The organism is Kitasatospora sp. NPDC101447, from assembly GCF_044767225.1.
Taxonomy (GTDB): Bacteria; Actinomycetota; Actinomycetes; order Streptomycetales; family Streptomycetaceae; genus Kitasatospora.
In genome coordinates, this window is the sequence record NZ_JBIWNL010000019.1 from 135,797 (window position 1) to 157,182 (window position 21,386).

The 21,386-nt window shown below is 75.2% G+C and carries 22 protein-coding genes; 12 read left to right on the forward strand and 10 right to left on the reverse strand.

Translation table 11 applies throughout. The features are described from left to right. Positions 1 to 119 precede the first annotated feature (119 nt). From ACIRST_RS25685 to ACIRST_RS25695, 3 genes are all read left to right on the forward strand, one after another. On the forward strand, positions 120 to 1,442 hold the full coding sequence (locus tag ACIRST_RS25685; RefSeq protein ID WP_402804600.1) for a hypothetical protein: 1,323 nt from the start codon (positions 120 to 122) through the stop codon (positions 1,440 to 1,442). 135 nt (positions 1,443 to 1,577) lie between these two features. Continuing rightward, positions 1,578 to 5,036, forward strand: a complete 3,459-nt coding sequence (locus ACIRST_RS25690) for a right-handed parallel beta-helix repeat-containing protein (protein WP_402804602.1) — start codon at positions 1,578 to 1,580, stop codon at positions 5,034 to 5,036. Further along, positions 5,033 to 6,427 (forward strand): S8 family serine peptidase, encoded by a 1,395-nt coding sequence (locus ACIRST_RS25695; protein WP_402804605.1) that lies wholly within the window; start codon positions 5,033 to 5,035, stop codon positions 6,425 to 6,427. The genes ACIRST_RS25690 and ACIRST_RS25695 overlap by 4 nt, the downstream gene beginning before the upstream one ends. Positions 6,428 to 6,566: 139 nt before the next feature. On the opposite strand, the gene ACIRST_RS25700 is transcribed toward ACIRST_RS25695, so the two are convergent. The 4 genes from ACIRST_RS25700 to ACIRST_RS25715 all read right to left on the reverse strand — a co-directional run bounded on the left by ACIRST_RS25700 (position 6,567) and on the right by ACIRST_RS25715 (position 11,207). Continuing rightward, positions 6,567 to 7,913 carry a MinD/ParA family protein gene (locus ACIRST_RS25700; RefSeq protein ID WP_402804607.1) on the reverse strand — a complete coding sequence of 449 codons (1,347 nt, stop codon included), beginning with the start codon at positions 7,911 to 7,913 and terminating at the stop codon, positions 6,567 to 6,569. 143 nt (positions 7,914 to 8,056) lie between these two features. Then, on the reverse strand, positions 8,057 to 8,734 hold the full coding sequence (locus tag ACIRST_RS25705; RefSeq protein ID WP_402804609.1) for an HAD family hydrolase: 678 nt from the start codon (positions 8,732 to 8,734) through the stop codon (positions 8,057 to 8,059). A gap of 59 nt (positions 8,735 to 8,793) precedes the next feature. Further along, on the reverse strand, positions 8,794 to 9,747 hold the full coding sequence (locus ACIRST_RS25710; protein ID WP_350519413.1) for a DUF4331 family protein: 954 nt from the start codon (positions 9,745 to 9,747) through the stop codon (positions 8,794 to 8,796). A 194-nt stretch (positions 9,748 to 9,941) separates the two neighbouring features. After that, complete coding sequence (locus tag ACIRST_RS25715; RefSeq protein WP_350519414.1) at positions 9,942 to 11,207, reverse strand: cytochrome P450; 1,266 nt, start codon at positions 11,205 to 11,207, stop codon at positions 9,942 to 9,944. Between the two features lie 347 nt (positions 11,208 to 11,554). On the opposite strand from ACIRST_RS25715, the gene ACIRST_RS25720 reads away from it, so the two are divergent. Further along, positions 11,555 to 12,421, forward strand: a complete 867-nt coding sequence (locus tag ACIRST_RS25720) for a hypothetical protein (RefSeq protein WP_350519415.1) — start codon at positions 11,555 to 11,557, stop codon at positions 12,419 to 12,421. A 50-nt stretch (positions 12,422 to 12,471) separates the two neighbouring features. Here ACIRST_RS25720 and ACIRST_RS25725 read toward each other — a convergent pair whose 3' ends face one another. Further along, on the reverse strand, positions 12,472 to 13,044 hold the full coding sequence (locus ACIRST_RS25725; RefSeq protein WP_402804612.1) for a YcxB family protein: 573 nt from the start codon (positions 13,042 to 13,044) through the stop codon (positions 12,472 to 12,474). Between the two features lie 275 nt (positions 13,045 to 13,319). Continuing rightward, positions 13,320 to 14,516 (reverse strand): PQQ-binding-like beta-propeller repeat protein, encoded by a 1,197-nt coding sequence (locus tag ACIRST_RS25730; protein WP_402804614.1) that lies wholly within the window; start codon positions 14,514 to 14,516, stop codon positions 13,320 to 13,322. A 280-nt stretch (positions 14,517 to 14,796) separates the two neighbouring features. Here ACIRST_RS25730 and ACIRST_RS25735 point away from each other — a divergent pair, with 280 nt between their 5' ends. Beyond that, positions 14,797 to 14,991, forward strand: coding sequence for a hypothetical protein (locus ACIRST_RS25735; RefSeq protein ID WP_402804616.1), 195 nt, complete (start codon positions 14,797 to 14,799; stop codon positions 14,989 to 14,991). Positions 14,992 to 15,050: 59 nt separating this feature from the next. Continuing rightward, entirely contained in the window at positions 15,051 to 15,431 is a 381-nt protein-coding gene (locus ACIRST_RS25740) for a S26 family signal peptidase (RefSeq protein ID WP_350519419.1), read from the forward strand. Between the two features lie 18 nt (positions 15,432 to 15,449). Here the strand turns inward: ACIRST_RS25740 and ACIRST_RS25745 are convergent, their stop codons facing one another. Beyond that, positions 15,450 to 16,730, reverse strand: coding sequence for a HEAT repeat domain-containing protein (locus ACIRST_RS25745; protein ID WP_402804618.1), 1,281 nt, complete (start codon positions 16,728 to 16,730; stop codon positions 15,450 to 15,452). Between the two features lie 110 nt (positions 16,731 to 16,840). On the opposite strand from ACIRST_RS25745, the gene ACIRST_RS25750 reads away from it, so the two are divergent. Continuing rightward, positions 16,841 to 17,284, forward strand: coding sequence for an NADAR family protein (locus ACIRST_RS25750; RefSeq protein ID WP_402804620.1), 444 nt, complete (start codon positions 16,841 to 16,843; stop codon positions 17,282 to 17,284). A 202-nt stretch (positions 17,285 to 17,486) separates the two neighbouring features. Beyond that, on the forward strand, positions 17,487 to 18,350 hold the full coding sequence (locus ACIRST_RS25755; RefSeq protein ID WP_402804622.1) for an alpha/beta fold hydrolase: 864 nt from the start codon (positions 17,487 to 17,489) through the stop codon (positions 18,348 to 18,350). Between the two features lie 69 nt (positions 18,351 to 18,419). Here ACIRST_RS25755 and ACIRST_RS25760 read toward each other — a convergent pair whose 3' ends face one another. Together ACIRST_RS25760 and ACIRST_RS25765 are read right to left on the reverse strand one after the other, a co-directional pair. Further along, the gene (locus ACIRST_RS25760; RefSeq protein ID WP_350519423.1) at positions 18,420 to 18,626 is read right to left on the reverse strand and encodes a DUF397 domain-containing protein; all 207 of its coding nucleotides are present in this window, start codon (positions 18,624 to 18,626) and stop codon (positions 18,420 to 18,422) included. Further along, a complete protein-coding gene (locus ACIRST_RS25765; protein WP_350519424.1) occupies positions 18,611 to 19,453 on the reverse strand; it encodes a helix-turn-helix transcriptional regulator in 843 nt (280 codons plus the stop codon). The genes ACIRST_RS25760 and ACIRST_RS25765 overlap by 16 nt, the downstream gene beginning before the upstream one ends. A gap of 118 nt (positions 19,454 to 19,571) precedes the next feature. Between ACIRST_RS25765 and ACIRST_RS25770 the strand changes: the two genes are divergently transcribed. From ACIRST_RS25770 to ACIRST_RS25785, 4 genes are all read left to right on the forward strand, one after another. Beyond that, on the forward strand, positions 19,572 to 19,775 hold the full coding sequence (locus ACIRST_RS25770; protein ID WP_350519425.1) for a hypothetical protein: 204 nt from the start codon (positions 19,572 to 19,574) through the stop codon (positions 19,773 to 19,775). After that, positions 19,775 to 20,023, forward strand: coding sequence for a hypothetical protein (locus tag ACIRST_RS25775; RefSeq protein WP_402804625.1), 249 nt, complete (start codon positions 19,775 to 19,777; stop codon positions 20,021 to 20,023). The genes ACIRST_RS25770 and ACIRST_RS25775 overlap by 1 nt, the downstream gene beginning before the upstream one ends. A 76-nt stretch (positions 20,024 to 20,099) precedes the next feature. Beyond that, positions 20,100 to 20,567 carry an NUDIX domain-containing protein gene (locus ACIRST_RS25780; protein ID WP_350519427.1) on the forward strand — a complete coding sequence of 156 codons (468 nt, stop codon included), beginning with the start codon at positions 20,100 to 20,102 and terminating at the stop codon, positions 20,565 to 20,567. A gap of 160 nt (positions 20,568 to 20,727) precedes the next feature. Continuing rightward, positions 20,728 to 20,850, forward strand: coding sequence for a hypothetical protein (locus ACIRST_RS25785; RefSeq protein WP_350519428.1), 123 nt, complete (start codon positions 20,728 to 20,730; stop codon positions 20,848 to 20,850). A gap of 106 nt (positions 20,851 to 20,956) precedes the next feature. Here the strand turns inward: ACIRST_RS25785 and tnpA are convergent, their stop codons facing one another. Further along, positions 20,957 to 21,373, reverse strand: a complete 417-nt coding sequence (gene tnpA / locus ACIRST_RS25790) for an IS200/IS605 family transposase (RefSeq protein WP_402804627.1) — start codon at positions 21,371 to 21,373, stop codon at positions 20,957 to 20,959. Positions 21,374 to 21,386: the final 13 nt, after the last annotated feature.

Below are 21,386 nucleotides of genomic sequence, written 5' to 3' on the forward strand. Positions count from 1 at the left end.
CGCTGAACCCGCCGGGCCGCCCCGGCCGTCGGTCAGGAGAGGGGCCACTGCGCCGCGACCGGTGAGGCCGGTGCGGGCCGCCCCTGTCGGGTGTCGTCGTCGAGGGCCAGGAGGCCTGGGTGGGCAAGGTGCGCAGCGGCCGGGAGAGTCAGCCGTCGGGCGGGGGTATCCAACTGCCCGCCGTGGCCTGGGCCGTGCCCGAGCCGGCCGAGGAGTCCGGGAAGCCGGCGGAGGGCGCGCCCCGCGCCGAGGAGCAGGCGCCCGCGGCGGTGGGCGCCGCCGGGCCGGTGCCCACGATCGGGACCACGGCCGCCCGGGCCGCGGCGGCGGGGCGCTCCCGCGCCGGGGTGAGCGCCGAGCCCGCACCGGCGGGGGCGGCCGAGGAGGAGGGCGGCCAGCGCCGCATCCCCAAGCCGATGGTGGCCGCCGCGGTGATCGCCGGCCTGGTGCTGGTCGGTGTGCCGCTGGGCGTCTCCGGGTTCGGCGGGAACGGCCCCGGCACGCCGGGCGCCGACGGCCCGCCGCCCGGCGGGTACTCCCAGCCGGACGGCGGCGACGGCTACGTGCCGGGCGCCGACACGCCCGGCAACCCGCCCGGCGACCAGCCCCTGCAGCCGGGCCAGGACGGGCAGCCCGCCCAGCCGGCCGGCGGACCTCCGCCCGGGGAGGGCGTCGTGCCCGCCGCCGCCGGAGCCGCCGCGGCCGCCCTGCCCTTCGCCGCCCCGGCCCCCGACCCGGGCCAGGGCGCACCGTCGGCCGGCCGCCCCGCCACCGGCGGCGCCCCCGCCCAGGCGGGCGCGCCCGCACCGGCCCAGGGCGGCGGCCAGGGCGCCGCACCGGGCACCGGCCAGGGCGCCGGCGCGCCGAAGCCCCAGCCCCAGCAGCCGCCCGCCGCCCAGCAGCCCCCGGCCGCCCAGCCCCCGGCCAAGACCACCCAGCCGGCCCCGCCGCCCCCGCCCACCTACAACGCCGTGGCGGGCCCCGGCTGCGGCGGCTCCACCTCCATGCAGCTCAACGGCTGGTACGACAAGGGCCAGGAGGGCTGGCGGAAGAACTCCGGCGGCTACACCGGCGACGGCTGCAGCGGCGGCTTCACCTCGGTGCCGATGTCCGGCGACGCGAACGACGACAAGAGCAACACGGTGGTGTGGACCTTCAACACCGGCTCGCTCACCACCGGCACCTGCAACCTGTCGGTCTACGTGCCCAACGGCGACCTCAAGGCGGTCGGCGGCGCCCCGACCTACTACACCGTGCAGAACCGGACCTTCCAGGTGAACCAGGTCGCCAGCAGGGGCCAGTGGGTCTCCGCGGGCACCTTCCCGCTCAGCGGCGGCAGGATCGCCGTGGTGCTGCACAGCCGCGGCGAGGACTGGAAGGGCGGCACCGTGACCTACGCCCACCACGCCGCCTCCGCCGTCAGGGCCAACTGCACCGGCTGACCCGGCCCGGCCCGTCCCGCCCCGCCCCGGCGAGCCCCGGCCCGCCCCGCCCCGCCCCGGCGACCCGCACCACAGCACCACAGCACCACAGCACCACAGCACCACAGCCCCACGAACGACGGAGGAGAACGCCCCATGACCCGCCACGTGCTGACGGTCTGTGCGGAGCCGAGCGACGGCGGCTACCGCACGATCGGCGCCGCCCTGGAGGCGGCCCGCAGCGGAGCGGTCATCAGCGTCCGCCCCGGCCGCTACGAGGAGAACCTGGTGATCACCAAGATGGTCACCATCACCGCCGAGGAGGCCCGCGGCAGCGTCCGCGTCTCCCCGCGGCGCGGCGCCGTCGTCCAGGTCGTCGCCGAGGCCGTCCAGCTCACCGGCCTCGTCCTCCAGGGCCAGGACGAGGAACTGCCCACCGTCGACGTCCCCCGCGGCCAGGCCGCGCTCCAGGACTGCGAGGTCGCCGGCAACTCCTGGACCGCCGTCCTCACCCGCCAGCAGGGCTCGCTCGCCATGCGCGGCTGCCGCGTCGTCAACCCCGCCGGCGCCGGCATCGTCGAGACCTCCACCGGCACCAGCGTCATCGAGGACTGCGTCATCGAACACCTCGGCAGCTCCGCCGTCGTCATCGGCGAACGCGCCAACCCCGTCGTCCGCGGCTGCGTCATGCGCGACGCCCGCGGCAACGGCGTCTGCGCCAACGGCGAGGGCCGCGGCTCCATCGAGGACTGCGAGATCTCCGCCACCGACAAACCCGGCATCGCCCTGGAGGAGAACAGCACCACCCGCGTCCTGCGCACCACCGTCCGCGACGCCTCCATCGGCGTCTACGTCTCCTCCGCCGCCCAGGTCCTCCTGGAGGACTGCACCGTCAGCGCCACCCGCGGCCACGGCCTGGTCCTGGCCGGCGGCACCGACCCGCTGGTACGCCGCTGCCGCACCGTGCGCACCCGCGGCCACGGCATCCACGTCACCGGCCGCTCCCGCGGCCGCTTCGAGGAGTGCGAGGTCTCCGCCGCCGAGACCACCGGCATCCTGGTCGACGAATCCTCCAGCCCCGCCCTGACCCGCACCGCCGTCGCCGACAGCGCCGGCGCGGGCGTCGAACTCACCGGCGAGAGCGCCGCCGAGTTCGACCGCCTGGAGGTGCGCGGCGCCGCCGGACCGGGCGTCAGCGTCCGCGACGGCGCCAACCCGCTGCTGCGCCGCCTGGACGTCGCCGAGGTGCGCGGCCACGGCGTCGAGGTCCTGCGGGAAGGCCGCGGACGGCTGGAGTCCTGCGTGCTGTCCGCCACCGGACAGGCCGCGCTGCACGTCGCCGACGGCGGCAACACCCAGGTCGGCGGCACCACCCTGCGCGGCGGCCCGCCCGCCGCCGGCCCCGGCAAGGCCACCGCGGTCACCGGCGTCGAGGTCGGCCCCGGCGGCGTCGCCTCCCTGCGCGACTGCGACATCGCCGAATGGACCGGCGAGGGCGTCCTGGTCGAGGACGGCGGCGAACTCACCATGGCCCGCGGCCGGGTGCACGGCAACCGCCGCCACGGCGTGCTGCTGGGCCCGGGCAGCCGGGCCGCGCTGACCGGCTGCGAAGTCACCGACAACGCCGGCGACGGCCTGCGCGTGGACTCCGAGGAACCCGTGCGGATCACCGGCTGCACCGTCGCCGGCAACCGCGGCTCGGGGCTGCGCCAGACCAGGGCCGGCGGCCGGCTCGCCGTGCAGGACCTCACCAGCCGCGACAACGGCCGCGCCGACAGCCACGGCACCGCCGGCGCCGGAGCCGAGGACGGCCCCGCCGCCGCCCGCCCGGCCGGCGCCCCCGGCGCCCCCGGTGACACCGGCCACGGCCCGGCCGGCGACGACACCGCCGACCCGGCACCGGACCCGGCCGCCGCCCCGCCGCCGCCCGAGCCGGAGGGACCGCAGGCCGCCCTGCAGGCCCTGGTCGGCCTGGAGGGCGTCAAGGAACAGGTCGCCACCCTGGTCAACCTCAACAAGCTGGCCCGGCGCCGCGAACAGGCCGGGATGCCCGCCCTGCCGATGGGCCGCCACCTGATCTTCGCCGGGCCCCCCGGCACCGGGAAGACCACCGTCGCCCGCCTCTACGGCGCCATCCTCGCCGAACTCGGCGTGCTGCGCGACGGCCACCTCGTCGAGGTCGCCCGCGCCGACCTGGTCGCCTCGATCGTCGGCGGCACCGCGATCAAGACCACCGAGGTCTTCCAGTCCGCGCTCGGCGGCGTCCTGTTCGTCGACGAGGCGTACGCGCTGTCCGCCGGATCCGGCGGCACCGGACCGGACTTCGGCCGCGAGGCCATCGACACCCTGGTCAAGCTGATGGAGGACCACCGCGACGACGTGGTGGTGATCGTCGCCGGGTACTCGGACGAGATGCGCGACTTCCTCGCCTCCAACCCCGGCCTGGCCTCCCGCTTCAGCCGCACCGTCGAGTTCCGCAACTACGCGCCCGAGGAACTGGTCACCATCGTCGAACGGGCCGCCGCCGCCCACGGCTACGAACTCGACGCCGCCGCCGTCGACGCGCTCGGCACGCACTTCACCCGCATGCCCAAGGGCGCCGACTTCGGCAACGGCCGCGCCGCCCGCAAGGTCTTCGAGGAGATGGTCGACCGGCAGGCCTCCCGCCTCGCCGGACTCGCCGAGGTCACCGACGCCGACCTGCCGCTGCTGCTGCCCGAGGACCTCGGCGCCGAGGCCGCCGCCGCGGCCCGCGCCGACACCGGCGCGGCGGGCGCCGACGGCGGCGGGAGCACCGCACTGCTGGAACAGCTGCGCTCGATGGTCGGCCTCACCGCCGCCAAGGAACAGGTCGAGAACCTGGTCAACCTGATCACCCAGGTCCGCCGCCGCGAACAGGCCGGACTGCCCACCGCGAAGATCAGCCACCACCTGGTCTTCGCCGGCCCGCCCGGCACCGGCAAGACCACCGTCGCCCGGCTCTACGGCGAACTCCTCGCCGAACTCGGCGTCCTGCCCGGCGGCCGCCTCGTCGAGACCGCCCGCGCCGACCTGGTCGGGCGCTACATCGGCCACACCGCGCAGCTCACCCGCGACGCCTTCGAACGCGCCCGCGGCGGCGTCCTGTTCATCGACGAGGCCTACACCCTCACCCCGCGCGGCGGCGGCTCCGGCGGCGACTTCGGCCAGGAGGCCGTCGACACCCTGATGAAACTCATGGAGGACCACCGCGACGAGGTCGTGGTGATCGTCGCCGGCTACCAGGAGGAGATGCAGGGCTTCCTCGCCTCCAACCCCGGCCTCGCCTCCCGCTTCTCCCAGCAGATCGCCTTCGACCACTACAGCGCCGACGAACTCGTCACCATCGTGCGGCTGCAGGCCGAACAGGCCGGCTACGTCTGCGCCCCCGAGACCCTCACCGCCCTGGCACAGCTGTGCGAAGCCGTCCCGCGCGACCGCACCTTCGGCAACGGCCGCTTCGCCCGCCAGACCCTCGAAGCGATGATCACCCGCCAGGCCGGCCGCCTCGCCCGGCTCGACATCGGCGACGTGTCGGAGCTGAGCCTGCTGCTCCCGCAGGACATCCCCGCACTGCTCCAGCGGAGCGGCGCGTGACGGGCGGTCGCCCCCGTCCGCGCCGCGCCGGGCCCCTCCCGGCGACGGCCGCCGCCGCACTGTGCTGCGCCGTCCTGCTGGCGCCGGCCACCCCGGCCGGCGCCGCCCCCGGCGCCCCGGCCCCCGGCGCCCCGCTGCCCGGCGCCCCGGTCGCGGGCGTCCCCGTCGCCGGCACACCCGCCGCGCCGGGCACCGCCCGCCCCGGCCCCGCCCCCTCCGGCGGCGACGCCGCGCTGCCCGTGATCGGGCAGAACCGGGGTACCGGCCGCACGGACGGCTGCGTGAAACCCTCCGACAAGGACACCGACCGGATGCCCTGGGCCCAGGCCTTCCTGCGCCCCGAGACCGCCTGGCAGCTCGGCCGCGGCGCCGGCGTGACCGTCGCCGTCGTCGGCTCCGGCGTCGACCCGGCCTCCGGCGTCCTGGGCGAGCGCCTGGTGCCGGGACCGCGCGAGTACGGCGACGGCGGCTCCACCCGCGACTGCGTCGGCCACGGCACCTTCCTGGCCGGGCTGATCGCCGCCCGCCACCGTGACGGCGTCGGCTTCACGGGCATCGCCCCCGAGGCGCGGATCCTCGCCGTCGCCGTGACCGACGACGCCGGGAACACCACCGCCGCCCTGCTGGCCAAGGGCATCCGCGACGCGGCCGACGGCGGCGCCCGGGTGATCGCGGTCGCCCTGCCCGTCGCGGCGGGCAACGAGGACCTGGCCGGCGCGGTCCGCTACGCCGACGGCAAGGGCGCCCTGGTGGTCGCCCCGGCCGCACCCGACCAGGGCGGCGGCCCCGGCGCCGCCCAGGCCCCCGCGCAGGTGCTCACGGTGTCCGACCTGGCCCCGAACGGCGCCCCGCCCGGCGGCGGTTCGGACTCCGGTGGGTCCGGTGGGTCCGGTGGGTCCGGCGGCTCCGGCGGTGCCTCCGGCGGGTCCGGACGCATCGACCTGGTGGCCCCCGGGGACGCCATGATGAGCGTCGGACCCGGCGGCAAGGGCTACTTCACCGGCTCGGGCCCCAGCTTCGCCGCCGCCGTGGTCGCCGGCACCGCCGCCCTGGTCCTCGGCTACCGGCCCGACCTCGGCCCGGCCCAGCTGAAGGACCGCCTCACCGCCACCGCCTACCACCCCGGCACCGCCCTGCCCGACCCTCGCCTCGGCTACGGCACGGTCGACCCGGCAGCCGCCGTCGGCGCCCCCGCACCCGCCCCCGCGCCGTCCGCCCGCCCGGCCCCGACCACGGCCGCACTCCGACCGCCGCCCCCCGACCCGGCCGGCCGCGAGGCGATCATGACTGCGGGCGCCGTCCTCACCGCCGTGGCCCTGATCACCGGCACCGCGCTGGTCTGCACGGCCGGCCGCCGCCGCGCCTGGCGCCCCGGCCGCTGGCAGGCCTGACCCGCCCGCCCCCGGCCGGGGCCGGGGACGTCGGCGATGGCGTGAACCCCCGGGACCCCGCCCGGCCTCCGGACGCCCATGACGGCGCGCCCCCGGCCGACATGACGTCCCGTCGCGTGACCGGCGTCGAACGCGGCTGCTAGCAGGCGGGAACGGGCCCGCCCGCGAAGCCCGAGGGCTGCGCGAGGCCCGCCGGGTGCACGGACTGCACCGGGTGCACCGGGTGCGCGGGGTGTGCGGCGCCGAGGTTCATCCCCTCGGCGACCGCGGCGGCGAGTTCGAGGTGGGCGCGGCGGGTGCGGTGACGCAGCTTCGCGGGGTCGAACGTCCCGCCGAGGGCCAGGTGTTCGTCGAACGGCAGGACGACCGCGGCCCGGCACAGCCGCTCGAAGTGCGCGACCATGTGCTCCGCCTTCACCGCCCGGCCGGTGCCGCGGACGCCGGAGATCAGGGTCACGCTGCGCTGTGCCAGCGCGCCGTACCCGTTCGCGTGCAGCCACTCCAGGGTGGCGCCGGCGCCGCTCGCGCCGTCGATGCTGGTGGTGGCGGCGATGACCAGCTGGTCGGCGAGGTCGAGCACGGCGCTCATGGAGCCGTGCAGCAGGCTGGTGCCGCAGTCGCTGAGGACGATCGGGTACTGGCGGGCGAGGAGGTCGACCAGCTGCCGGTAGTCCTCGCCGCCGAAGCCGGTGGCGACCGCCGGGTCCGGGTCGTTGGCCAGGACCTCCAGCCCGCTGGCGGTCAGCGAGGTGAAGCGGCGGATGTCCATGTAGCCGGTGATCGAGGGCGCGGCGGCCAGCAGGTCCTGGACGGTGGCCGTGGTCTCCCGGCGGACCCGCCGGCTGAGGGTGCCGGTGTCCGGGTTGGCGTCGACGGCGATCACCTTGTCGGACCGGGTCTCGGCGAGGACGGAGCCGAGGGCCAGCGTCGCGGAGGTCTTGCCCACCCCGCCCTTGAGGCCGACGACGGCGATCCGGTAGGAGCGCTGCAGCGGCGTGCGGATGACGGCCTCCAGCCGTTCGCGCTCGCCCCGGCCGAGCGCGGCGCCGAGGCCGATCCCGCGCAGGCCCCGCCGCGCTGCGGGCGCGGCGGGTGCGTTGACCGCTTGCGGGTGCGGCGCGTGCGGCGCCGCCTGGACCGGCGGGGCCGCCTGGACCGGCGCAGCGGGATGGACGGGCGGCGCGGGCGGCACGGCGAGGAGCAGGGCCGACTGCGGCTGCGGCAGGTGTTGCGGCGGCAGGTGTTGCGGCGGCTGCGGCGGCGGGGGCGGTGCCTGCGGGGGGAGTGCGGCGGGCAGCGGCCGGGCCTCCGGGGGCACCAGCACCGTGCCCATGGCGTCCAGCGGCCCGTGCCACCGCGGTCCGGTCTCCGGCAGGGGCGCGGCCTCCGGCCGGGGTGACACGGGCCCGTACGCGGGGGCGAGGTCCCAGTCCGCGTCCTGCTCCAGCCGCCGTACCCGCTCGATGACCGTGTGGTCGCCCGCCACGCCACCGCCTCCTGTCACTACATGTGCCCGGCCCCCGCCAACCTCCTCAACGGCCCGGGGCGGCGAACCCGTTCAAAGCCGGGGCCGCGGCCCCGGGCAGGCCGGAGGAGGGAAGGGGCCGGCGGGGGAGCCGGGCGGCGCCGTCAGGGCAGCGGCTGGTCGGCCGCCGCGGCGACCAGGGCGGGCAGTTCGCGCATGTCGGCGAAGGTGCGGGTGCCCGGCCCGGCGAGCCAGTGTTCGGGGGTCAGCCCGCCGTGGAAGCCCAGCGACCGCATGCCCGCCGCGCGGGCGGCCGCGACGCCGTACTTGCTGTCCTCGACCACCAGGCAGGCGGCCGGCTCGACGCCCATCGTCGCCGCGGCGTGCAGGAACAGGTCGGGGGCGGGCTTGCCGCGCTCCACGTCCTCGGAGCTGAAGACCCGTCCGGCGAAGCGCGGCAGCAGACCGGTCTGCCCGAGGGTGGCGCGCAGCCGCGAGTGGCTGCTGGAGGAGGCCACGCAGTCCGTTGTCCCGGCGCGCTCCAGCTCCGCCAGCGCCGCCGTCACCCCCTCCACCGGGGCGAGTTCGGCGGCGAACGCCTCGTCGTACAGGTGCTGGAAGCGCTTGTCCCACCCGGGCTCCAGCACGACTCCCGCGTGCGCCTCGACCTCGGCGGTCATGTAGGCGTGCGAGCGCCCGAGGAAACGTTCGACGATCTCCTCCTGCGTCAGCGGCCACCCCACCGCTTTCAGCACCTGCTCGTCCACCCGGACCGCCAGGCGTTCGCTGTCGAGCAGCACGCCGTCGCAGTCGAAGATCACCAGTTCGACGGGAAGGGACATGCCCGCCACCCTACGGGCCGCCGTGCGCACCGCGGCGCCCGGGGTGGCGGGCACCGGGCTCAGTGCGGGTGGCCCAGGTACGGGAAGGCGGGCAGCAGGTCGGTGTGCGGGCCGATGTGATCGGTGGGCACCGTCCCGTCGGTGAGCATCGACAGCCGCGCCGACGTGACGTCGTCGCTCAGCGTGCGCCCGTTCGGGTACCCGGCCGGGCGGGCGCGGTCGTAGCGCAGGACGTCCGGCAGCACGATCCGCAGCTGCGCCTCGGCCGCGTCCGTGGTGTACCCGCCGAAGTGCTGCAGCCTGGCCGTCCACGGCTCGCGGTAGGTCTGCCAGTCCTCGGCGGGCTCGCCGGCGTTGTACGCGTCCTTGACGTCCTCCTCGTTGAAGTACGCCGTCAGCGACGGGTGCGCACCCCGGTCCACCGACACCAGCCGCCCGTCCCTGCGCACGCTCACCCGCGCCCACACCCCGATCTGCGGCGCCGCACCGAACTCGGCGTCCGGCGCCTCCAGCACGATCCCGAACACGTTCTTGTCCGCGCCCCAGTCCACCCCCGTCCACCGGAACTCGTGCACGATCCCGTCCAGGTCCGCGAAGAACGGGTCGCTGCGCAGCCCCGCGCTCACCCGGTACGGGCCCGCCTCCACCACGGCCGGGGTGCCCGTGAAGCTCACCGGCGCCCCCGACACCAGCGGCTCGCCCGTCGCCTCGTGCCCGCGCGCGCCCTCACCGGTGGCCCGCCGCACCGTCATGGTCTGCGCCCCGTCCACCGGTTCGGAGAACGTGAAGCTGAACGCGAGGTCGGCCCGGTTGTCGCCGTCGGTGTCGACGTTGATCCGGTACACCGCCTCCGGGTGGAAGGCCTGCCCGCCGGTCGGCGCGACCGGGTTGACGTTCATGATCAGCACGGTGCGGCCCGGCTCCGGCGCGGCGAAGGCGAACAGGTCGGTCAGGTCCAGGCGCGCGTCGCCGTCGGGCGAGCGCAGGTTCGGTCCGCTGAGGTGGTGCGACAAGAGGGTCTCCGGCTTCGAGTGCGTGCGTACGTGCCTCGGGTGCTCCGTACGGATGGCCCCGCCCCTGCCGCCATTGCTAGCACGACCGCCCGGCCCGGGCCCGCCCGCTGCTCCGCGCGGGTCAGGCCCCGCCGGGGGGAGCCGGGGGAGCCGGGGGTGGGTGGGCGAGCCGGGGGTGGGTGGGCAGGTGCTGCTCAGGGGGCCGTCGGTGCCTGCTCGCCGAGCAGCACCGGCAGCGCGTGGTGCCCGTTGGAGATCATCGACTCGACCGGCCGCAGCTCGGTGCCCGGCGCGAGGGCGAGGTCGGGGAAGCGCTCGAAGAGCCTGCGCAGCGCGGTGCGCCCCTCCAGGCGGGCCAGCGGGGCGCCGAGGCAGAAGTGCGGGCCGTGGCCGAAGGCGAGGTGGTCCTTGGCCGGGCGGGTGACGTCGAAGGCCGCGCCGCTGTCACCGTGACGGGCGGGGTGGCGCCCGGCGGCGGCGTAGGAGCCGAGGATCGCCTCGCCCCGGGGGATGGTCACGCCGCCGGGCAGCTCGATGTCCTCGACGGCGTAGCGCAGCGGCAGGTGCGCGACCGGGGCGTCGCGGCGCAGCGCCTCCTCGACCACGTCGTCCCAGCCGGCCTTGCCCGCGCGCACCAGGGCGAGCTGGTCGGGGTGGGTGAGCAGGTTCGCGATGCCGTTGTCGATCAGGTTGACGGTGGTCTCGTAGCCGGCCGAGACGATCAGCAGCAGGGTGTCGCGCAGCTCCTCCTCGGTCAGGGCGCTGCCCTCGCCGCCCTCGCCGCCCCCACGGCCCGCGCCGTCCTCGCTCTCGGTGTCGCGGGCGGCGATCAGCAGGGAGGTCATGTCCTCGCCCGGCTCGCGGCGCTTGGCGGCGATCAGTCCCTCCAGCATGGCGAAGAACTCCGCCGCGTTGGCCGCGGACTCCTCGGGGGTGAGGGTGGTGTCGAAGACCCGGTCGACGCGGGCGCGGAAGCGGTCCTTCAAGTCGTCGGGCAGGCCCAGGAGTTCGGCGATCACCCGGATCGGCAGCGGGTAGGCCAGGCGTTCGCGCAGGTCCACCACCGTGTCCGGACCGGCGGCGGCGAGGTCGTCCAGCAGGGCGTCGGTCAGCTGCTCGACGCGCGCGGCCAGTGCGCCGACCTGGCGGGCGGTGAACGCGCTGCCCACCAGGCGGCGCAGCCGGCGGTGGTCGGCGCCGTGGGCGGTGAACATGTTGCGGGCACTCACCCACAGCGCCAGCGGCCAGGTGGGGACCACCTCGGCGAAGGCCGGCCAGTGCAGGAGCGGGTCCTTGGAGACCCGGGGGTCCTTGAGCAGGCCCTCCAGCACGTCCGGGTCGGCCACCGCCCAGGCCTTCACCCCCAGGATGTCGACGGGCGTGGCGGGGCCGCGCGCGTGCAGCTCGGCGGTCTCGGCGTCGCGGTCACGGCCGGTCGGGTCCAGGACGAGACGGTCCACGGGGCTCCTCCACTGGTGCGGTCGCCGGTGCGCTCACCGGCCGGGTCGCTGGTACAGGTCGCTGGCGCTGATGCTGGTCGCTGGTGCGGGTCGCTGGTGCTGGTCACCGTTCTGCGGCCGCTGCTGCGGGGTCGCTGCCCTGCGGTCACGCGGTGCGGTGACGGAGCGCGCCCGCGCCGGTGCGCTCCGGGACGAGGATGGGGCCCCGGGCCCGCCCGCGTCGAGAGGGCCCCGCTGCCGCCGACGCGCCGACCGGCCGCCGCGCCCGCACCGCGACGCCCTGAACCGCCGGTCCGTCAGGGGTCCGCCGTACGACGGGGATCCGCCCTCTGGTAGGGATGGTCGCCGTGAACACGAACCACCTCCTTCCCCCCGCCGCCGGGGCCGCCGCGATCCGCCGCCTCACCGAGCCCGGCTACCGCGCGCCGCTGCTGCTGGCGGCCGTGCTGGCCGCCGTGGCCGCGGCACCGGGCGGCTACGCGCACCTGGTCGCGACGCTGCTGACCGCGAGCGCCGGCATGCTCGCGATGCTCCCGCTCGCCGTGGTCCACCTGCTCCCGGCGCCGGTCCTGGTCCTGCTCGCCCTGGCCGCGGCGGCGCCGGCCGCGTTCCCGGCCGTACGGCGCCGGGTGCGGCGCTTCCACCGCCCCGGCAACAGCGCCCTGCTGGGCTGCCTGCTCGCCTCGGGCGCGGTCGTCGCGGGGGCGAGCGTGCCGGGCCTGGACTACGGCTTGTCCGGGGCGGGCCTGGCGGCGCTCGCCGTGCTGCCGTTCGCCTGGACCGTCCGGCAGCTGGTGCTCACCTCGGACGGGCGCACCGCGGACGGGCGTACCGCGGACGGGCGTACGGCCCGCGTCGGGGGCGGCGGGTGGTGGCGCTGGGTGGCCGCGCCGCTGGTGGCCGGCATCGCGGTGCCGCTGGCCTGCTCCGACGTGCCCCGCGAGGCCCGGTTCGCCCTCGCCCGCCCCGCCCTGACCGCCGCCGCCCAGCAGGCCCTCGACGGCGGCACGACCCGCGGCGCCTCGGGCTGGATCGGCGGCCTGCCGATCGGCAACGCCGAACTCGTCGGCGGCGGAGTCAGGTTCACCGTCTCCGGCACCGGCGTGTTCGCCGGCCACGGCTACGCCTACTTCCCCTCCGGCGCCCCCGCGCCCGACGGGTACACCCCGGTCGGCGACCACTGGTACGAGTGGTCGGGGCCCGACCGCTTCTGAACCACCGTCAGCGCCCTCAGTGCCGCCACCACCGTCAGCGCCCTGGCGGGTTACTTCGAGCGCACCGCCGAACCCGCGCCGCTGACCGCCGCACCGCTGACCGAAGCGCCGCCGCCCATCGCGCCGCCCACCGGCGTGGTGTGCCGGGCGAGCAGGGCGCGCAGCGCGTCGGGGGCGGAGGTGGCGCGCTTGGGCAGCACGACCAGGCAGTTGCCGCTGCGGTTCAGCACCACGAACAGGTGCTCGGTCTCCAGCGAGCGCGGCACCCGCGCCCAGGGCATCACGCGGGTGCCGCGCGCGTCCGTGACGCTCACCCCGGTGCCGTCCACCACCGCGCGGTACCGGCCGCCGCGCCGCTGCGCCCGCCGGTGCGCCGAGAGCACCTGGGAGCGCGGCGCGAACAGCGCCGTGGCCGCCAGCAGGGCCACCAGCCCCACGTCCGACAGGCGCGTCGCGCCGCTCGCGGCCCCCGACGCGCAGCCGAGCGCGGCGACGGCGGCCGGCACCCACACCGCCACCCGCACCACCCGGCCGACGGTGGTGTGCCGGGCGTGGGCGGCGATCGCCTCACGGAAGTCCTCACCCGTGGGCGCGTACGCCAGCTCCATGCGCTCCTGGTCCACCGCGTGCCTCTGCCTCTCCTTGATCCACTGCCCGGAGCGGCGGAGCCTAGCAAACGGCGGCCCGGCCGCGGCCCCCGGTCGGCCCCGTGACCAGCGCATCTCCACGATCCCGCACCCGTACGCCGGGCCCCCGGGCACCGGCCGCCGACCAACGACCGACGACCGCACGGGCGAGACCGGGAAAGGCAACGGGAGTGGGAAGTCGGCCCGTCCGACGTCCCACTCCCGAACACCCCGGCCGGAGACCCCGGGCCGGGACGCCACGCCCCGTCACATCAGGCCGACGGCAGCGCCCCCAGCGCGTGCAGACCGGTCCGGCTGCCCCGGAAGACCGCCGAACCGGCCGCCGCCAGGAACACCCGGGTGTACTCCGTGTCCTCCCGCAGCCGCTGCGGCTCGTCGCGCCACCGCGCCCGGCCCGTCACCAGGTCGAACGCGAACAGCCGGTCGTCGTTCGTCCCCACGTACACCGTACCGTCCGCGGCGGCCGCCGAACTCGTCCCGCGCCCCAGACCCCGCGGCACCTGCGCCGTCCACCGCGTCTCGCCCGTGGCCGCGTCCAACGCCACCAGCCGTTCCCCGCTCAGCAGGCACACCGCCCCGTCCGCGACCGACAACGGCCCCGCCACCGGCAGCCGTCCGCGCTGCCACAGCACCCGACCGGTGGCCGCGTCCAGCGCGAAGACGGTCGCCGAATCCACCGTCGGACCGTTCTGCAGGACGTGGACGACACCCCGCTCGACGACGGGCGGGGTACCGGTGCCGTCGACCGCCTCCTGCACCCACCGCCGCTCCCCGCTGCGCGCGTCGAACGCGAGCAGCCCCCCGTACCGGCCGCCCGCGAACACCGTCCCCCCGGCCAGCGCCAGCACCCCCGAGGCGCCCGGATCGCTGCTCCAGCACAACCCCCCGCCCACCGCGTCGTAGCAGCGCAGCGACGTCCCGTGGGCCGCGAACACCCGGCCCCCGCCGACCACCGGCTCCTGCCGCCACGGGAACTCGTCCCAGTCCGGCGCCGCCACCTCCCACCGCGGCTCACCCGACGCCGCGTCCAGGACCTGCACACCCGCGGTGGAGGCCACGCACACCACGCCGTCCCCCGCCGCCAGCGGCCACCCGCCCGAACTCGCCAGCTGCCACCCGTCCGGGCCGTCCGCGGGCGCCGCCGCCCCCACCACCCGGCTCCAGCGCACCGCACCGGTCGCCGGATCCAGCGCCCGCACCCTGCCGTCGTACCCCGAGGCGAACAGCCCGTGCTGCGCCCCGGCGGCCAGTACGACCCGTCCACCCAGGTCGGGCGAGGCCCACAGCCGCGGGCCGCGCACCTCGCCGCGGCTCGCCCACCAGCCGGTCCCGCCGGCCACGGCGAGCGCGCCGAGGCCCCCGGCGGCGCTCAGCAGCAGCCGGCGGCGGTTGATCGGGGGAGGAGTCGCGGACGGTGTCGGATCGTTCTGCGGGGTATCGGAGTTCACACCGGTCCAGACTTCGTGCACGGACTCGTGGTTCCCGTCGGTCGGGCGGAGGCCGGAAGCCCCCGCGGGCAAGTGAAGCGGCGCAGGTGCCCGTCGGGCTCCCCGGTCCGGGACAACGGCCCCGGCCGGCAATCGGGTTCACTTCGCAGGGGCTGCCGGAAGGAATCACGGGCCGGGCGGTAAACGCCCCGGCCGGCGCACGCCACTTCCCGGTAGCCGCCTCAGGCACCCCGACCGGGGTCCGCCGAGGGCGGGACGCACCGGGAGGTACGCCGCCGTGATGGACCCCGTGACCCTGCTGCTGCTCGGGACCGCGCCCGCCGCGCTGAGGGTCGCCGACACCTACGCCCGGTGCCTGCTGCTGCGCGCCCGCGCCGAACTGGCCCGCGCCCAGGCGCAGACAGTGCGGACGGCGCAGACGGAGCAGACGGCGCAGGCCCCGGACGCCGAGGCGAACGGCGGCGACGCGCAGTGAGCGGCTCGCCGCCGGAAAACCGGTGGGCCCGGCCGGGCGCCCTCTGCCACGATCGCCGGATGGGTGCGTTGGATGCAGTGGCGGCCAGGGTCGCGGGCGGGGCGACCGTCGAGTTCCGGCCGAGCGGTTCCTCGATGGTCCCCCTGATCCGCAGCCGGCAGCCGGTGCGCGTCGCCCCGGTGGACCCGGCGAAGCTGGAGACCGGGGACATCGTCCTGGCCAGGGTCGCCGGGACGGTCTACCTGCACCTGGTGTCGGCCCTCGACCCGGCCCGCAAACGCGTGCAGATCAGCAACAACCGGGGCCGGGTCAACGGCTGGACGAGCCACGACCGCGTCTTCGGCATCTGCGTCGCGGTCGACGGGACGCCCCGGGCCGGCGCCGAGGCCAAGACCGCCCGGGCCGAGACCGCCGACGCCAGGACAACCGCCCCGGAGTGAGAGCGCCCCGAGCGCCCGTCACTCCGACGCGGCCGCGGCCTCCCGCTCGCGGCGGCGCCGCTCGAAGCGGGCGGGCGCGTCCAGGATCCAGGCCCGGGCGGCACGGTCCGCCACCGCCCCCACCCGCCCGGCGCCCTCCACGCAGCGCGGATCGTCACGCTCGGCCAGCCCGAACACCGCCCAGATGCGGATGTCCTGCTCCTCGTCGTCCAGCGCGGCGGCCAGCGCGTCCCCGACCGCGGGCGACGGGTCCTTGCGGTCGGCGAGCTGGTAGACGGCGTCCTCACGCACACCCGCGTCGGGATCGCGGGCCAGGCGCAGCATCGCGTCCAGCCCCTCGGGGCTGTACGTCCACCGCTCCAGGCCGCGCGAGGGCGTGCTCTCCAGCAGAGCCGCCACCCGGGCCCGCACCTGCGCGGCGGGGTGCCCGACGTGGGCGAGGCCCAGCGGCTGGATCCGGGGGTCCGTGAACGGGGCCAGGCCGCCCAGGACCTCGGCCAGGACGTCCGGGTGCTCCTCCGCGGCCCCCCAGTCGAGGAAGAGCTCCAGCGCGCGCCCCAGGAACGGGCTGCGGACGCCGTGGCGGTAGCCCCCGAGGTGCAGCGAGGCCAGCACCTGCGCACCGAAGCGGCGGCGCAGCGGATCCGGGTGGGCGCGCAGCGCCGCCGCGGCCCGCCACGTCGCGTCGTCCTGCCGGCCCGCGAGGGTGCCGACGATCTGCAGCCAGGAGGCGTGCTCCCCGTCCGGATGCTCCAGTGCGCACGCCCGGCCGGCCAACTCCCCGACGCCGGGGCGCAGTCCGAGGTGCTCCTCCAGGACGGTCAGCACGCCGGCGTGGCCGTCGTGGACGGCCGGCCCGCCGAGCCGCACCTCGTGGCACCAGCTCACCCCGTCCCGGTCCCGCACCCGGGTGTACTCCACCGGGCCCGAGGCCCCCGTCCGCTCCCGTAGCACCGCGACCGGCCCCCGCTCGTGCCACAGCCGGGCACGCGCCAGCAGTTCGGCACCGGCGGCACCGTCCAGCGGCGCCTCACCGAGCACGGCGAGGACGAGAGCGACCGAGCCGCTGTCGACCGCCCGCAGCAGCGCCGTGCTCCCGTCCGGCAGCCGGCGCAGCGCATCCGCACCGGCCTCCACCAGGTGACCGGCCACCGAGGAGTCGAACGCCGCCACCGCCAGGCACAGCGCGGACAGCCCCCGCCCGTCGACGGCCTCCGGATCGGCCCCGCCCGCCAGCAGCACCCGGACCGCATCGTCGTCCCCGCTGCGCACGGCCGTGACGACCGGATCCTCACCCATGCTTCCCCCCCACCTGCCACGACCCGCCACCCCACCGACCGGAAACCGCTTGCGAACGCGCCGCACGGCCTGACACCGTGCCCGTTCCCGCGACCCTCAACGAGGCCAGGATGACCATCTACTTCTACGGTGCCGACGAAGCCCCCTACGGCTGCTTCTCCAACTTCTCCGCCCACGGCTTCGAACTCGACGGCCACACCTGGCCGAGCTCCGAACACTACTTCCAGGCCCAGAAGTTCACCGGCACCCGCCACGCCGACCTGATCCGCCGCGCCCGCACACCCCTGCGCGCCGCCGAGCTGGGCCGCGACGCCTCCAAACCGCTGCGCCGGGACTGGGAGCGCGTCAAGGACGACGTGATGCGCCGGGCCGTCACGGCCAAGTTCCGCACCCACGCGGACATCCGCGCGATCCTGCTGGCCACCGCCGACGAGGAGATCGTCGAGGACACCACCACCGACCACTACTGGGGGCGCGGCCGGACCGGCACCGGCAAGAACATGCTCGGCCGGATCCTCATGCGCACCCGCACCCGGCTGCGCGCCGAAGCCTGAACAGCCGGCGCCCGCGGGCCCTTGCGGATGATCTTCGACGGGGTAGGGTGAACGCACGGACGACGGGGGGCCGTTCGCACGCTGCCCGTGTGACTCCGCGCTTGACCCGCCGACGCCTGCCATGCCAGAGGTCCCTGCGGCGGGAGGAGCGGCCACGCGTGCCGCCGGCGCCGCAACGGACCGGAAAGTGAGTCGTAAACAGATGCCACCGACGTTCGTACTGGTCCACGGAGCCTTCGCGAACTCCTTCTCCTTCGCACCCCTCCAGGCCGAACTCGGCCTCCTCGGACACCGCTCGGTCGCCGTCGACCTCCCGGGACACGGCTTCGCCGCGACCTACCCCCACGCCTACCAGGCACCGCAGGACCCCGCCGCCCTCGCCACCACGCCCGGCGCCATCAAGGGCGTCACCCTCGCCGACAACGCCGCACACCTCATCGCGGTACTGGAGCGGGCCAAGCACAACGGGCCCGTCGTCCTCGTCTCCCACAGCCGCGGCGGCATGACGGCGACCGTCGCCGCCAACCAGCGGCCCGACCTGATCGACCGCATCGTCTACGTCTCCGCCTGGTGCCCCGTCGACCTCGACGTCAGCGCCTACTACGCCGAACCCGAGATGGCCACGGTCGACGCCGCCGGCCTCGCCTCGGCGATGGTCGCCAACCCCGCCGAACTCGGCCTGCTGCGCTGCAACTTCCGCACCGCCGATGCCGGCGTCCTGGCGGCCTTCAAGGCGGCCTTCCTCGCCGACGGGACGGACGAGGAGTTCATGGTCTTCCTCAACACCTTCCAGCCCGACGAGAACCTCGACGCCGGCACACTCGACGACCGGGCGCAGGCCGGCAGCTGGGGGCGGATCCCCAGGACGTACGTCCGGCTGACCGAGGACACCAGCATCCCGCTCGCCATGCAGGACCGGATGATCCGCGAGGGCGACGCACTGACGCCGGAGAACCCCTACGACGTCCGCACGCTCACCGGCAGCCACCTCAAGTGGCTGGTCGACCCGGCACCGGCAGCCCGCGTCCTGGGCGAGGTCGCCGCACTCCTGCCCGAAGCATCCTGACCCGAACGGCATGAGGGTGAGTGGGAAGTCGGCGGGGCCGACTTCCCACTCCGGTGCGCTGCGGGGTGGTCAGCGGGCGTCGAACTCGCCGCTGCGCACGGCCGTGACGAAGGACCGCCAGGCGGCAGAGGAGAAAACGAGGGCCGGGCCGGAGGGGTCCTTGGAGTCGCGCACGGGCATGACGCCGGGGTAGTCGTCGGCGACCTCGACGCACGTGCCGCCACTACCGCTGTACGAACTCTTGCGCCAGCGGGCGGCACTCAGGTCGACGTCCATTCAAAATCCCTCCGTACCGCGCGGATCATGGCTACCGATTGTGTCTGACTCAGGGCCTCGGCCACGAGTCGATCGTAGTCGTCGGCCAACGCCGTGATCGATTCAGCATCTCGATCGAGGTAGCCGCGCTGCTCAGTCTCGCCGTAAGAGAGCGCTTTGCGGTCGGGCATGGTAAGGAGGTGCACCAGTCGAGTGAACGGCCTGTCCTCGCCCAGCGAATACGGTGCCACCTGAATGATGACCTTGGGTCGCGTGGCCATTTCTTCAAGGTGAAGCAACTGCTCGACCATGACGTCTAGGCCGCCGATGGGCCGCCTGAGGCAGCTCTCGTCGATCACGGCGTGCAGAAGTGGTGGCGGTGTCCGGTCGTAGATGTGTTGCCGGGCGAGCAGGAACTCGATTCGCTCGTGGGCCTGTTCCGGTGTGACGGTGCCTCGCCGAAGGTTGCCCTGTTCCCAGGCGACCGCGTAGGCCCGGGTCTGCAGTAGTCCAGGGATCACGTTGATCTCGAAGAGCCTGATCTTCTCTGCGGCCGCCTCGTAGTTGGCGTACTCGGGGAAGCCCGGCACCAGGGCCGTGTGCTTGGCCTGAAAGTACATCAGCATCAAAGTCCCGCCCGTCTCCAGGACTTCGTCGGCCTTGGCAGCAAATTTCTTACTCGGCGGTCGACGTGCAAGTTCGACGAACGAGACGTACGACGCGCTGACTCCGCACCTGCGGGCGAGCTGGAACTGCTTGAGGCCCTTTGCCCTTCGTGAGTTGCGGAGTTGGACGGCGAAGGGTGCCCAGGGACCGGACTCCGGGTCGATCTCCTTGATGTTCACCATGGCTGCTCCAAATCCACGTTGACCACGAGGTCAAGTTGTTTGCGCTTCCAATGCTAGGTGCCGCCGGGCCACCATATGCACAGAACGTGAAACTCCGATCGCAGAGGGTTCCAATCCCATGTCCGACGACAAGGTGCCCCGCCGTCTCCACGGCTACGGTGTCCGCTTCGACCCCGACGCCCAGTGCTACCGGGTCCGCAACGAGATCAGCGGCGAGTGGCTGCGCCAACCGACCGGTGAGCTCACCGGGTTCACCTTCTTCTCCGACGCCTACAGCGCCTGGCGCCTCTTCGAGGTCCACAAGCGACCGGGGGAGCGGTGATGGACTCCGTGCTCTCCCGTGCGACCGCCGAGCAGCGCCGCCAGGCCGCCGGCGTCCTGGACGACCTGACCACCGTCCTCGCCCTCGGCGGCGTCAAGCTGCCCTCGGTCGAGGTGGACTGGGAGTACGGCCGCCTCACCGGCAACTACCTGATCGACCTCGGCTCGGCCCGCCCGCCGGACCTGCTGCGCGTGGTCGACCTGCTCCGCAAGGGCCTGCGCTACGAGCGTCTGACGCATGACGACTGACCTCCTCGCCCGGTCCCTGTGGTGGGCCTGCTTCGCCGTCGTCCTCCTCGTCGTCCTCAGGAAGTGAACCTCTTCGATGCGTGATCCCCGTCTGCTCGCCAAGCCGCCCGTGTGCCGGCTCGGTTGCCACGTCCTGCTCCGCAACCAGCGCGGCGACGTCCTGCTCGTCGACCCGGACTACATGGACGGCTTGATCCTGCCCGGCGGCTCCGCCAAGCCCAACGAGCCCCCGCACCTGGCCGCCGCCCGGCACCTGCACGCCGAGACCGGCATCGTCGCCCGCCTCACCGACGTCACCACGGTCGACTTCACCCCCGCCGACCGCTACCTGGAGCGCCTCAACCTGGTCTTCGACGGCGGCACCGTGCCCGACGACGTCCGCCTCACCGTCCCCCCGCAGAACAGGAGCGGCCTGCACGGCGCGCGCTTCGTCCCCGCCAACGACATCCCCGCCCACATGGCTCCTGCTCAGGCCGCCCGCGTCCTGGAGGCGCTGGCCGGCCGCTCCCTGCCCGTCCTCCTCCACGGCCAGCGCGCCACCTGACAGCGCGCCACCCGCAACCGGCACCCACAGCCGCCCGATCGGGTGACCCGGCGCCCGGTGCCCGCCCGGGTGTCCGGGCCACCGGGGGAGCGGGCGGATAGGTTCGGCGGATCCGGCCCCCGCCGGCCGCCGCATCCGCACCAGGGAGCGCCACCCCGGCATGGACGTCCTCTTCATCACCAGCGTGGCGGCCGTCGTCGCCGACCCGCCGCTGAGCCGCCGGCTGTTCATCGACGCCCTCGGCCTCCCCCTGGAGGGCGAGGGCGACGGCTACCGGGACTAATCGCAGTGCACCGGGCTTCAGCCCAATGGTGAAGCGATTCTGAGCCCTGCTCTGACCTGTGCGGTGGGCACCCTCCCGCGCTGTTGACGGTGCTCACCGCTGGCGGTCATGCCGGGCGGTTCTGCTGCTCGATGTACTGCCGGACCATCGACAGCGGCGCGCCGCCGACTGATCCGGCGAAGTACGAACCGGACCACAGGCGCTGTGCCTGCCAGTAGTGCTTGACCAGCTCGGGGTACTCCTGGCGCATCCGACGGGAGCTGACGCCCTTGAGGCTGTTGACCAGCTTGGACAGGGCGACCTTCGGCGGGAAGTTCACCAGCAGGTGGACGTGGTTGTTCTCGCCGTTGAACTCGACCAGCTCCACTTCGAAGCCCTGGCAGACGCTCCGCATGATCTCTTCCAGCCTGGTCAGGTGCCGGTCGGCGAACACCTTGTGACGGTACCTCGTCACGAAAACCAAGTGCGCATGCAAGACGAAAGCACAGTGCCGACCAGTGCGAATGTTCTGGTACTCAGCCATAAACCAACATGTT